This is a genomic window from Tissierella sp. MB52-C2, assembly GCF_030931715.1.
In the GTDB taxonomy this organism is placed as follows: Bacteria; Bacillota; Clostridia; order Tissierellales; family Tissierellaceae; genus Tissierella.
On the sequence record NZ_CP133261.1, the window covers coordinates 3151747 to 3165629 of the forward strand.

At 32.0% G+C, this 13883-nt stretch carries 13 protein-coding genes; 1 reads left to right on the top strand and 12 read right to left on the bottom strand.

The genetic code is table 11. From position 1 onward, the window contains the following. Window positions 1-413: 413 nt before the first annotated feature. On the top strand, window positions 414-1445 hold the full coding sequence (locus tag RBU61_RS15895) for a 3D domain-containing protein (protein WP_308876621.1): 1032 nt from the start codon (window positions 414-416) through the stop codon (window positions 1443-1445). Window positions 1446-1468: 23 nt separating this feature from the next. Here the strand turns inward: RBU61_RS15895 and RBU61_RS15900 are convergent, their stop codons facing one another. The 12 genes from RBU61_RS15900 to RBU61_RS15955 form a co-directional block, all read right to left on the bottom strand. Continuing rightward, a complete protein-coding gene (locus RBU61_RS15900; protein ID WP_308876622.1) occupies window positions 1469-4084 on the bottom strand; it encodes a diguanylate cyclase in 2616 nt (871 codons plus the stop codon). Window positions 4085-4307: 223 nt separating this feature from the next. Then, on the bottom strand, window positions 4308-6146 hold the full coding sequence (locus RBU61_RS15905; RefSeq protein WP_308876623.1) for an ATP-binding protein: 1839 nt from the start codon (window positions 6144-6146) through the stop codon (window positions 4308-4310). 35 nt (window positions 6147-6181) lie between these two features. Then, window positions 6182-7177, bottom strand: coding sequence for a DNA double-strand break repair nuclease NurA (locus RBU61_RS15910; RefSeq protein ID WP_308876624.1), 996 nt, complete (start codon window positions 7175-7177; stop codon window positions 6182-6184). Window positions 7178-7270: 93 nt separating this feature from the next. After that, window positions 7271-8101 carry a 16S rRNA (cytidine(1402)-2'-O)-methyltransferase gene (rsmI, locus tag RBU61_RS15915; protein WP_308876625.1) on the bottom strand — a complete coding sequence of 277 codons (831 nt, stop codon included), beginning with the start codon at window positions 8099-8101 and terminating at the stop codon, window positions 7271-7273. Between the two features lie 35 nt (window positions 8102-8136). Then, window positions 8137-8871: a tRNA1(Val) (adenine(37)-N6)-methyltransferase gene (locus RBU61_RS15920; RefSeq protein ID WP_308876626.1), complete on the bottom strand. Its 735-nt coding sequence runs from the start codon at window positions 8869-8871 to the stop codon at window positions 8137-8139. A 95-nt stretch (window positions 8872-8966) separates the two neighbouring features. Then, window positions 8967-9134 carry a 4Fe-4S binding protein gene (locus RBU61_RS15925; RefSeq protein WP_308876627.1) on the bottom strand — a complete coding sequence of 56 codons (168 nt, stop codon included), beginning with the start codon at window positions 9132-9134 and terminating at the stop codon, window positions 8967-8969. Window positions 9135-9233: 99 nt separating this feature from the next. After that, on the bottom strand, window positions 9234-10130 hold the full coding sequence (locus RBU61_RS15930) for a stage 0 sporulation family protein (RefSeq protein ID WP_308876628.1): 897 nt from the start codon (window positions 10128-10130) through the stop codon (window positions 9234-9236). Between the two features lie 14 nt (window positions 10131-10144). Further along, window positions 10145-11113, bottom strand: coding sequence for a DNA polymerase III subunit delta' (gene holB / locus RBU61_RS15935; RefSeq protein WP_308876630.1), 969 nt, complete (start codon window positions 11111-11113; stop codon window positions 10145-10147). Window positions 11114-11126: 13 nt separating this feature from the next. Then, on the bottom strand, window positions 11127-11411 hold the full coding sequence (locus RBU61_RS15940) for a cyclic-di-AMP receptor (RefSeq protein ID WP_308876631.1): 285 nt from the start codon (window positions 11409-11411) through the stop codon (window positions 11127-11129). Window positions 11412-11422: 11 nt separating this feature from the next. Then, complete coding sequence (locus tag RBU61_RS15945) at window positions 11423-11749, bottom strand: cyclic-di-AMP receptor (protein WP_308876632.1); 327 nt, start codon at window positions 11747-11749, stop codon at window positions 11423-11425. A 4-nt stretch (window positions 11750-11753) separates the two neighbouring features. After that, window positions 11754-12386 carry a dTMP kinase gene (gene tmk, locus RBU61_RS15950; RefSeq protein ID WP_308876634.1) on the bottom strand — a complete coding sequence of 211 codons (633 nt, stop codon included), beginning with the start codon at window positions 12384-12386 and terminating at the stop codon, window positions 11754-11756. A 14-nt stretch (window positions 12387-12400) separates the two neighbouring features. Beyond that, window positions 12401-13816, bottom strand: a complete 1416-nt coding sequence (locus RBU61_RS15955; RefSeq protein ID WP_308876635.1) for an aminotransferase class I/II-fold pyridoxal phosphate-dependent enzyme — start codon at window positions 13814-13816, stop codon at window positions 12401-12403. Window positions 13817-13883: the final 67 nt, after the last annotated feature.

The following is a 13883-nucleotide window of genomic DNA, read 5'->3' on the forward strand; positions in this document are numbered from 1 at the left end:
ATAGTTGACTACCTCACTCTAAAGATACGGAAATAATAATATTTCGATATCCCGTCTTTATAACGTAAGACACTCGGCTAATGATACTCTCCTAAGATTTCACACCGCTTCTCATGGAACCATTCAGCAGACCATCCGTATCGGGCTTCCACCGTCCCCGACTCTCTAAACCTTCAAGTATTGCTTACTTTTTCCAATCAATGAATTCTTTAACTTTTAAAGATTGTAATATAAAAAAACTTTTTTGTCAATATTTAATTTTATGAATATTTTTCCAATTATTGTATATCATATCTAATATAACTAATCACACAGTCCTTTTTTCAGAATAATATGTATATTATCTTGAAAATTTGACAAAGTAAATCTTTTTGATTACAATACTAGAATAGTGAATTTATAGGAGGTATTTTATGGAAAATTATCCAATTAGCAAGACTTGGAAATTCTTAGTCTTGGCAGCCCTCACTATAGCTATAACTGTATCTTTAGGGTTTTTTATGTACCAAGGTAGTATAAGTGATATTACCTTACAAGTGGAAGACGAAGTCATTGAAGTGGCTTCAAAGGCCAAAACAGTGGAAGCCTTTCTTAAATCTGAAGGCATCTCCATTGAGGAGGATACCTACATCAATGTAAATTTGGACACAGAAATTGAAGACAATATGAATATAATTATAAAACAACCTAAGTCATATACTATTTCATTCAATGCTGGGGATTTGGATATTAGATCTGTCCATTCTACTGTTCGAGAAATATTAGATGACCAAGGCATTGTATTAGGTGAGAAAGACTTTACTTATCCTGAACTGCATAAGAAAATATCCAGTGGTGATAAGATTGAGTTATTCCAAGTTGAGGAAAAAATTGAAACCGTTGAGGATGTTATTCCCTTTGAAAGGACAGTAAATAAAAATCATAAATTAGATTATGGAGTAGTACAAACTGTTCAACAGGGTAAAAATGGACTTAAGAAATCTCAATACAAAAAAGAATATGTAAATGGTGTATTGAGATCAACGGAATTAGTAAAAGAAGAAATAGTCACTAAACCTGTTTCTGAAATTGTGGAAAAAGGTACAAACAATTTAATAGTTACCTCTAGAGGTAACACTAGCTATAGAAAAGCTGTGACTATGACAGCTACTGCATATGATCTATCCTTTGAAAGCTGTGGTAAACGGCCAGGGGATAAATATTATGGCCTTACAGCTTCTGGTACAAAAGTTAGGCCTGGAGTAGTTGCTGTTGACCCTAAAGTAATACCACTTGGCACTAAACTTTATGTTAAGAGCCTTGATGGAGCTAAAGATTACGGTTTCGCTGTAGCAGAGGATACAGGTGGTGCAATAAAAGGAAATAAAATAGACCTTTTCTTTGAAAGTGGCAAAGATGTATCTAATTTTGGAAGAAGAAAGGTTAAAGTATATATATTAAATTAAAGTAGGCTCCAAAAGAGCCTACTTTAATTTATTTCATTCCATTTGCATTTGAGAACTTCTTCTACAAATACTTTTGCCAAATAAGGATCAAATTGAGTTCCTGCATTGTTTTTAAACTCTATTATTATTTTATCATGGGGCAGTGCCTTTCTGTAAACTCTATCAGCTGCCATTGCATCATAGGAATCAGCAATTGCTATGATTCTTGATATTAAAGGTATCTCATCTCCTTTTAACCCCTTAGGATAACCAAGTCCATCATATCTTTCATGATGACTAAGGATATATTCTGCTATTTCTGACATTTCATTGACTGTACTAAGTATTCTATATCCAATTTCAGGATGTTTCTTCATCTCTTTCCATTCAGATTCACTAAGTTTTCCCGGCTTGTCCAATATATTCTCATTAATTGCAATTTTTCCTATATCATGGAGCAATCCAACATTTTCTACCTTCTTTAATATATCCTCTTTCATTCCTAGGGCCTTTCCTAATTCTTGAGATAATTTTGCCACTCGTTGAGAATGTTCTTCTTCCCTTTTATTTTTCTCATATAGTGTCTTTATTATGGTTTCTATGGTTTTGCTTCTCATACTAGGTCCTTCAAAGAGTTTATTTGAATACATACTATCTTCAGCTTTTTTCAATACCTTGGAAATATTAGTATCCATATTATATTTAGTTCCAACGCCAAAGGATACAGATATTTCTATTTTAGATAATTTCTTATTTTTTAATTTAGCATTCAAATTTAATTTCTTTAATCGATTTACAACATCTTCTGCCTGTTTTTCACTAGTCCCTGGTAGGATAATTACGAATTCATCTCCACTGACCCTTGCTACTATATCTCCTTTTCTACAACCATCTGCCATAAGACTGCCCACAGTCTGTAACAACTCATCTCCAGCCTTATGCCCAAAGGAGTCATTTATGAGTTTCAATCCATTTACATCTGCCATTATGATTGTAAGAGGTAAACATTCTGGCATATCTAATCTAATAAGTTCCTCTTCAAAAAATCTTCTATTATATAATCCTGTTAATTGATCTTTATAGGATAGCCTCATTAGTTCCTTCTCCATTTTCTTCCTATTTGTTATATCTCCAACTACTGACAATACTTCTTTATGATTGAGTTTTACCATTCTAACTTCGTAATCATAACTAGTATTTGAAAATTCAAGAGCATATTCAAAGTTTTCCATAGTATCATTTTCCAATACAGATCTTATTTTTTCCATGGCAATATTTGATATTTCAGCAGAAAATAGTTCATGAATTTTTCTTCCTAAGAAATCCTCCTTTTGGAAATATAATTCATTACTATTAGATGCCTCTACTTCTAAGAACTTCCCCTCACTATCTATTATAAATAATATATCAGGCAGAGCTTCCATTATTGCATTGTTTTTTTCTAAAGCTTGTTTCAATTCTTTTTCCGATTTAACTAAATTAATATATTGATACCTCACCTCTTCTTCCATGGCTGCTAATTGTCCATAAGAGGCTTCTAATTCTTCATTTTGAGCTACTATTTCCTCACTATCTTGTTCTATTTGTTGAAGAAATTCTTGAGTTTTATTTAATACACAATTAATAGCATTTCTTAGTTGGGCAAAAGGATCTTTTTCATCTATTGACATACGATAACCGATATTTTCTTCGATATTTATATTTTTAATATCTCTGTCAAATTCATATATGGGAATTATTAAATTAACTTTTTGTAAATATATAAAGGATCCATAAATGATTATAGATATGATTAATGCTATAATAAGCATTCTTATAATAACCTCATTATTGCCTTTAAACTCCTCTAAAGACATGAAATTTCCAATAACCCAATCTGTGTCTTCCATTGATTGGTAAGATAGGTATCCTAAAACTCCATCTAGCTCCATCTCTATTCTTCCAGTCTTATTTTTGATAATCTCTTCATATATACCATTATATATACCATTTCCTATGGAATTGATATTCACCAAATCTTTGTTTACCTCATATTTATACTTTGGATGTGCCAATAGGTTCCCTGAACCATCTATTAAAAATGAATATCCTAAATCTCTAATTTTAGTACCTTGAACTATTTCTATAATTCCCTCCATACTAATATCCGCTGCTATGACACCTAGTAATTCTCCATTGTTATTATATACAGGTTGGGATATACCTATTATGAGTTCATTATCCTTTGCATCCTTATATATATCTGAAAATACAAGATTTTCTTCTTCTACAGCCTTTATATACCAATCTCTTTTTCTAATATCATAATCACTAGGCGGAATCCAACTGTCTGAATTTATGAGGACATTATTTATATCTCCAAAATATATTTGCTTAATTAAAGGCTGAATCTCCACTATTCTACGAAAATAATCCTTTACTTCATCCTCTGCCCATTTTTCTGTTGCCATATGTACTCCCATTCCAATAATATACTGGCTATAATGGTCTAAATTGTCTTTTATTTGGTAGCCTAAGTTTTCTATGGATTTTTCCATATTTAATTCTTTATTTTTAGTTATTACATTATTAAAATAAGAGTATTGGATTATTAATCCCATACAAACAATTATAGTCAATATCAGGGCGAATAGATAAAATCTCCTTTGAATAGTCCTCATATATACCACCTCGACAATTTAATATAAGCATATACTTTATTTGACGTGAACCTCACATGACTACAGTCACGTGCTTCTAGTATCAATACTTATACCCATATTATATACATTTACCATCCCCATAGGTAATGTTTTCCAAATATTCAAAAAAATGTTTCTTAAAGAAACATTTTTTCATAGTTATATATTAAATTCATTAGTTAACTTTACTAATTGTATCGCCCTATATTTCTTTATATCTATATCCGAATATGGTCTCTTCCTTCTTTATATAGCTCTTATCTACCATTTGTTTCAGCCTATCTTCTAAGGAGTCTAAGGTAAATGTAATATTAGCTTCCTTTTCAATTTCTATAACTATATCTAAAAGTTCTGTATCATTTATAGGTAGTTTAGATTTTATTATATTTAAAAACTTTTCATCATCTTCTTTTCCCTTGGTTTTTAACTCATCAAAGGGATTCTCTGTATGGGGGCTTGAACTTATGGCTGCTCTAATCCTTGCAAATATGGTTCTTCCCATGGAAGCCGAGGAAATAAATACGTCTCCTGTCCTTAAATAAGGAAGCCTTCTAGTTTCTTCCATTGTAAGGTCTGTTTCTTCCTTTATAGTCTGTATATCTGATGCCCTAACTGTTCTAAATATAAATTTAGTATTCAATTGAGCTGTTATAGTTTCATCTAATAATGTAGGTCTTTGAGTTGCCAAGATTAGAAATGCTCCATATTTTCGTCCTTCCTGAGATATTTCCTTAAGTATAGATTTAGATGGAGAATCATATCCTTTAGGCGCAAAGTTGTGGGCCTCATCTGTAACTACTATGAATGGTGGAAAATATTCTGAATGGATTTTCTTATATAAAGCATCTTTATAATCTCTTCTCTTATGATATAGGCTATTTAACAGGTAGGTACTAAATACTTGAAGAATTCTAGTATTACCTTGAATAACCATTAATTTCCCCCTTTGAAGCCCATCTTCTATTTCACGTACATCTTTAGAAAATATACCTTCGTTATCTAACCTTTTTAGTCTCCATATTATTCCCTTTACTGAGTTGTAAGGGCAAGTTTTATCGTAGGATAAATAAAGCTCTTTTCTCTTCTCCCATGCCTTTTTTTCTTCTTGATGATCTGCATAGTTAATCCTATTGTCTATCCTATCTATAGAACCTTCCTCTTGAGCCTCTGTCAACATCTGAAGTTTATTATAGAAGCTGCTGAAGGAATCCTTTCTCTTAAACAATACGTCTACTACATTGTTCATGGAATCAGTAAGGTGAGAAGCCGCATCTAGCAAGTTTTTTAAGTCCTGACTAGATAAATCCTCAAACTTAACTCCTACATGATACCCTACTTGCAGACATTTGAACTTGTCCTTAAAGTCTATGGTATGATCTTCTAAATATCCTGCCCTTTCACTAAAGTCCATTTCAAAATGCGGGTCTAATACTATAGTAGGAATATTTTGTTTCATTAATTCTTCCAGCACTACCCTAAGTCCAAAGGACTTACCTGAACCTGAACCACCGAATACTCCTATGTGAGGATAATGGTGCATAGATCTTACATCTAATATATATGGTATCTCCCTTTGAGGACACAGTCCCTTTTCTTCAAATGTATATAAAAGATTTTTATATTCTTCGTCCATATCTACAGCCATATCATCTGTATTTTTAATAACACCTAAAACTAAGCCATCTTCTTTTTTAGTCTTTATCATTAAATCTTTTACTTCATGGAATTCTGGAAGTCTAACATCTGCTCCTGTTTGTACTGGATACAAAGCTTCATTTAAAAGTCTTACCTTAGCTATATAAATAGTTTCCTCATCAATATTATAGCCTAGAGTCTTCAGAGATTCCAATACAGAAGAATCTACAAAGTCTCCTGCTATATTTAAGGGAATATATCTATTAAAAGTCTTAGCCTCAACAACTTCCCCCATCAAATCATTTTGATAAGGATCTTCTATAATTAAAAATTCATTTATTCTAAAATTCCTAGTCTTAGATCCTATAAACACTTCCTGTTGAGTAGTAATGCCGACTATTTGCATATTTTTCCTCCTTTTTAGTGATAACTATTTACCCTTTACTGCCTTTTAGCTCTTTCTGATACAAAAAACCTTTCATATAAATCTCTATCCATATATCTTTCCATAAGCCCCTTCATTATGGCATCAGATATCTGTACTTCTTTATCTACTATATCTAGCCATAAAGGCACACCTCTGCTATTTTCTGGTGTTAAGGTAAATACTAGTCTGCCCATTTCTTCTAAGTATTCCTTTTGACTATCTATTATGTCCATACCTATGACTGTAGGCTGAAGAGATGATCTCATAAAGAGAGAAGAATATCCTTCTATATTCTTTTTATTTACTTCATCATTTATGATTATCATTTCACCATATTTAAGCTGCCCAAAGAGCAATTCTCTATCATAAACATCTACACTCATATTAGAGTATACTTCCTTTAGTTTATCTCCTATAATAGAAGTCTTTATATCCTTTATAACTCCAACTAATAATATCCCTTGTTTTTCACATTCTTCCCTTAGATTTATCCAGGAGTCATAGGAATATATATTATATCTAATTAAAGAACCATCCATAAGTATTGCATAGGGCTTATGGCTTCTTACAGCTTCAAGGGCAACTTCTACTTCTATACTGGCTAATAATTTGTTTCTCTGTTCAGCTATTTCCTTTTCATCCTCTGCTAATATGCTTCTCTCCTTATCTGGAATCAAAGGTGTATATAGATCTGACTTAAATATAGGTTTATTATTGACTATTGTAGACTTTGCCAATCCCTGAAATATATCTACAAAATGAGGATAAGCTCCGCCTATACGATTAGTAGAGCCATCTACCCCAACAATACCACCCTTAGCTTCATATAAGGCTAAATATTTATTATCTAGCTTTTCAAGAAAAGTAACCTTTCCTATATATTCTTCTATAAACTTTCTCAAAGATGGCTTGTCTATGGAAAGAACTTCCCTATACCTCTCTTCCATGGAACTATTAAGACTAGATACTTTCTCCTTTAGTTCATTATGTATATTATAAATAAAAATCACCCCCGCTATTTTAGTGAATAACTAATAACTAATAGTGAATAGTTGAAAAGATTAAAAGACACTCCTGCCTAACTACAAGCTATTCACTATTAACTATTCACTGATTTTAACCGATATTCTATATACTTCATTCTTCGCCACTCCATATTCATGGGCTATTTTTTTTACTGCTTCTTTTTTTGTCATTCCTTCCTCTATAAATTTCCTAAGTAAGGATTCTATATCTACTTCTTCCTCTACCTCTTCCTCTTGGTTTCCTTCTAGAATAAGTACAAACTCTCCCCTAACTCCAGAGTCTCTAAAGTAATTCAAAGCTTCATCTATGGTCCCTCGAAAGGTTTCTTCGTATTTCTTTGTAAGCTCTCTTGATATGGAGATTTTTCTTTCTCCCAGGGCATCTAACATATCTTCCAATAAATTTAATAATCTATGAGGTGCTTCATAGATTATAGTTGTATATTTGTATTCTTTAATCCTTTTTAATTCCTTTACTCTCTCATTTTTCTTAGGAGATAAAAATCCTTCAAAAATAAACTTATCAGTTGGTAATCCTGACCCTACTAGGGCAGTAATAGAAGCTGTTGCTCCAGGAAGGACTATTACCTCTATACCTTCATCTATGGCTTCTCCTATGAGGGCTTCCCCTGGATCTGATATACCTGGCATTCCAGCGTCAGATACTAAGGCTATATTTGTACCATTATTTAATCTTTCTATTAGCTCCATACCCTTTTCCTTTATATTATGTTCATGGTAAGAAGTAAGGGGCTTCTTTATATCATAGTGATTCAATAATTTTATAGTATGTCTTGTATCTTCTGCTGCAATTAAATCTGCTTCTTCCAATATCCTTATGGTTCTAAAACTAATGTCCTCTAAGTTTCCAATAGGTGTAGGACATATATATAATTTTCCTCGTTCCATCTTCTTCTCCTCGTTTTCAGAATGTTTAATAACTCCTATTTTTGATGCCTGGCTCCATAAATCGGAGTTATTTCTTCAGTATAACTTCCATCATCATTATATACTATAAGGGGATCGTAGAATTTTAAATCTGGCTTTCCACCTTTTACTGCTTCTATTAATATTAAATTTGGCTTCTTATTTAATTTTGGTTGAACAAATCTTATGTATTTTGGTTCTAATTTATGTTTTCTTAGTAGGTAAATTATATCTACTAGTCTATCAGGTCTATGTACCATATAAAACTTTCCTAATGGCTTTAATAAATAATCTGTCACTTCTATTATATCATCTAAAGTACAAGCTACCTCATGGCGAGATATGGCAAAATTTTCATCTGGATTTACTAAGGCTCCTCCCGACTTCATATATGGCGGGTTTGATGTTATAGTATCCACTGTATTTTTTCCAAAGATAGATGGTAGTTTTTTCAAATCCATATTTAGTATCTTTATCTTCTCTTCCAATCCATTTAATTCTATACTTCTCTTAGCCATTTCAGCTACTTCTTCTTGAATTTCCACACCATAGATTATACCCACTTTATCCTTTCCATATAGCCTAAGAGGAATAATTCCAGTTCCTGTACCTAAATCTACTACTACACCCTTAGATTTAGCAAAGTCAGATAAAAATATGGCATCGGTACCATAGGAGAATCTTTCTTTATTTTGTATTATCTTAAAATCAGTACCTGGTACTATGTCTATTCTTTCATTTTCCTTTAACATAAATTTCTCCTTTAAAATAATTTAAATGATGAAGATGCCTTACGCCTAAAATACAAATTACTAAAAAAGACCCTTAAGGGTCTTTTTTATAAGTACTATTCTGGTTTTGGTGCATCTACTGGACAAACGTTAGCGCAAGCACCACATTCGATACATTTATCTGGATCTATTACATATATATCGCCTGCTGATATAGCATCTACTGGACATTCTGGTTGACAAGCACCACATGCAATACAATCATCGTGAATTTTATATGACAATTGTTTCACCCCCCTAATTATTCTTATGTTTATACACGCTTCTATTTTAGCAGATTTTTTATAAGAATAAAAGGTATTTTGAACTTTTTTATTATTTAATTAATCTTCCAGTATTTTTATATCTATATCTTCATCTGATATTTCTATGATTTCTTCTCTTTCCTTTATATAAGCTGGATCTATTTCTCCAGTATTTGTAATATCTTTTACTAGGAAATAAAGTAAGTCCTCTGTATTATCCTGTAGTTTTACCTTTGCTTTTACTTTTTCAAGTAATGTAAATGTTTCTACTACAGTACCTTTTCCCTCTGGAGTAATTATTATATCTCCAACATGAGGCATTTTTTCTAAAAGTTCTTCATATACATTATGTTCATATTTTAGACAACACATAAGTCTGCCACAAAGTCCTGAAATTTTAGTTGGATTCAGAGACAAGCTTTGTTCTTTAGCCATTTTTATAGATACCGGTTCAAATTCACCTAAGAATTGTCCACAGCATAATACCTTTCCGCAGGGACCTATGCCACCTACCATTTTAGCCTCGTCTCTTACTCCTATTTGTCTAAGTTCTATTCTAGTCCTAAATATTGCAGCTAAGTCCTTTACTAATTCCCTAAAATCTACTCTACCATCAGCAGTGAAATAAAATATTACCTTATTATTATCAAAGGTATACTCTACATCTACTAGTTTCATAGATAATTTATGTTCTTCTACTTTTTGCTGACATATGATTAAGGCTTCCTTTGCCTTTCTTTTGTTTTCTCTATGGGTATCAAAATCCTCATCCAAGGCTACTCTTATGACCTTTTTTAAGGGCGCTACTATTTCTTCTTCTGTGATTTCCTTTGGTCCTACTACTACATGTCCAAATTCTATTCCCCTGGCTGTTTCTACCACTGCAAAATCATTAAACTTTACATCTATATCATCGGGATCAAAATAATAAATTTTCCCCGCCTTCTTAAATCTTACTCCTACTACCTTTACCATATTTATAATTCCTCCTATATACCGAGAAGCATAATTTCTATAGATAAATTAAAATTCACATTTCTTTTTATGTTTATTTTAGTATCTTCTATTGTATATATTATATCATTAATTCTATGTAAATCTATATAGGTTTCTTTAGACAATATTTCGACTTTATCCTTGTTTACTAATAGGGATGTATCACCTATCTCTTTATAGATGAGCAGATCCCTAAACCAATAGAGAAAAATGTCTAAAATTTCTTCAATATTTTCCTTATCTTCATTAAATAGGTCTATGGAAGTAAGTGCTTTTATCTTATCTCCTTTTAACAAACTATCAATAACCTTTATGATTTCTTCTCTCTTTTGAAAGAAGTCTTCTGAAGTGGCTAATTCTCGCGAACGCTCTAAGGATCCTTTGGTGAAGCTTGCAATAAATTGTGCTTTATCTTCATCTATTCCATAATCCCTTATTAATAAATCCTTTACCTTATGTATTTCCAGTGGATAAAACTTAAATATTTGACATCTTGATAATATCGTAGGTATGAGTTTACTTATACTATTTGTAATCAGAATAATATTAATATACTCTGGGGGTTCCTCCAGAGTTTTTAATAGTGCATTTTGACTTTCCAGTCTCATCATATGACAATCTTCGATTATAAAAACTTTTCTCTCGCTTTCAAAGGGAGATGTTGACATGGAAGATATAAGTTTATCTATATTTTCCTTCCTTATTATTCCTTTTTCTGGTGATAATATTTTAAAGTCTGGATGGTTCATTGTATCAAATTTAATACAAGAGCTACATTTATTGCAGGGTCTTTCTGCTTTATCTTTACATAAGAGAGATTTAGAAAAGGCTAGGGCGACATTTCTTTTCCCCAAGCCTTTTTCTCCCTCAAATAAATAACAATGACTTATAGTTCTGTTTTCCATTGATTTTTTTAAAGCTTCTATTTGTTTTTCATGACCTATTATCTCGTTAAAATCCATATTATCCCCTAACTTATATCTTCATGTATTTATCTATATCCACTACAAATAAATTAGCTCCCCCAAGGGTTATTTCATTATTTCCATCCTTAACCTTCTTACTAGAACATTCTTCCTTGATTAAATCCACAACCTTGTCAATTTCCTTATCCTCTACTCCAATAAAAAGTGTTGTATTTCCTGATTTAAGAAAACCACCTGTTGAGGAAAGCTTTGTTGCTCTTATTTTGTTATCCATTAAAGCCTTTATAAGCTTTGTAATATAATCATCCTGAACTATGGCAATAATAAGTTTCATTTTCCTCACTCCTAAATTTTAATATGTTTTTCTACATCAAGTATAAATACTGTTGCTCCACCAACTTTTACTTCCAGTGGATATGGTATATAAGTGTCTCCTGGCATAGTTACTGTAAGCAGTGATGTAGTAAGTTCCCTAGTTTTACAGTTGTCCTCTATTACTTTGAGTACAGGGGAAACATCTTTCTCATCTACTCCTACTAAAAGAGTCGTATTGCCTGACTTCAAAAAACCACCTGTAGATGATAATTTAGTAACTCTGTATTCTTGTTCTGTCAAATCATCAATTAAAGCTCCTGCATCTTGATCTTGAACTATACATATAATTAGTTTCATATTATCACTCCCTTTTTTTAGTTAACAACTCTTCTATTTCTCCAATGCTTTGTTCTAATACTTCTTCAATAGTTTTAGTTGCATCTATTATTTTAATATTTTCAGGATATAGTTTTAAAAGTTCCATATAGCCTTCATATACCTTTTTATGAAACTCACTTCCTTCTTGTTCCAATCTATCAGGGGAATCCTCAAGAAACTTTCTCTTTAAAGTCAACTCTGGATCTATATGGAAAAATAGGATTAAATCTGGATTTAATCCTTTAACCCCAAAATCATTAATAGCCTTTACTTCATCTATACCTAAACCCCTTCCCACACCTTGATAAGCTAAGCTAGATAATACAAATCTATCACAAAGCACAAGCTTTCCTTCTTCTAAGGCAGGCCTTATCTTTTCATGAACATGCTGAGCCCTTGAAGCTGCATATAGTAAAGCCTCTGTTTCTTTTCCCATATTTGTATTTTTCTCATCTAGGACAATATGACGAATTTCCTCAGCTATTAAAGTACCACCAGGCTCTCTAGTCATTATAAAGTCTATGCCTTTTTTCTCTAGATAATTTCCTATTAATTTTATTATTGTAGATTTACCTGAACCATCTGGTCCTTCTAAGGTTATAAAAAGTCCTCTCACCTAATTCTTCCTTTCTATTCGACAACTACTAATCTATCTTTATTATACCCCATCAGACCTACTATTTCTATATCGTTTTCCATTAGAAAGATTATTTGGTCGTATAATTCCTGAGTTATTTCTTCTCCTGGAACTACTAAAGGTACTCCAGGTGGATAAGGAATAATAGATGTAGCAGAGATCCTTCCTATACTATCTTTTAATTCTCTTTGTTTTTTCTCACCATGATAAGCCTCATATATAGGTTTTATTATTTTAGGTTCTGGCATATTTATACTAACTGGAGATATTTCCTCATAAGATGCATTCTTTGCTAAATCCTCCACAGCAGCTATTAGTTTTTCATAGTCTTCATCTTCATTCATTAGTGATGTAAGGGCTAATGCGTAGTAGTAATCAGTCATTTCAAGTCTTATATTATATTTTTCATATAATCGTCTCTTCACCTGGGCACCCTTCATACCTTCTATTCTAAATAATATCTTCGTATTATCCTTTGCAAATATTGTTTTATCGCTTTCATCTCCTGTAAATACAAATACTCTATCTATGGCATTAAGTCTCTTTATAGTCTCTTCACATTTATCTATATTCCACTCTAACTTTTTCTTAGCCTCATCAGTATCCATATATGCTACTGCTATTTCATTAGACGCAGTAAATAAATATGATGGTGAAGTAGTAGTATATAGTTGGAATCTATCCTTAAGTTTATTCAAATCTACCCTATCTGACCCTATATGAATCATAGAAGTCTGTGTAAAGCTTGGTAAGGTCTTATGGGTACTATGAATTACTATATCTGCACCACATTCTAAAGCAGATTTAGGTAATCTGTCTGAGAAAGTCATATGAGGTCCATGGGCCTCGTCTACCATTAATATTCTGTTATGTTTGTGAACTATATTTGCTATTGTTTCTAAATCTGAACACACTCCATAATAGTTTGGATAAGTTAAGACTACTGCTTTTATCTCAGGATCATCAGATAAAATCTCATCAATCTCCTTTGGATCTATACCAGTCATTACATGATATTCTTCATTATAATTAGGATACATATAAATCGGTTTTAATCTATTTAAAATCATCGAATTGTATACTGCCTTATGACAATTTCTTTGCACTAATATTTTATTTCCTGGCTTTGTTATGGTAGCCAAGGCTATATATATACTTCCCGTTGAACCGTTTACTCCGTAGTGGGTAGATTTTGCTCCAAATATACCAGCTGCCAAATCTTCACTCTCTTGTATAATTCCCCTTGGATCTAGGAGATTGTCCATGCCATAAGTTTCTGTTGTATCTATTTGAGGTATATATTCTCCCCAATTAATCAGTGAGTTTTTGCCTTTATGTCCTGGCATATGGAAGAAAACGCTATCTTCTTCCATCAATTTTTTTAGTGCTTCAAATACGGGAGTTTTCATCCCTGTCATCATCCTCCTAATAAAAAATAAATTTTCTTACTTATTATATATCACTTTTTGAGATATA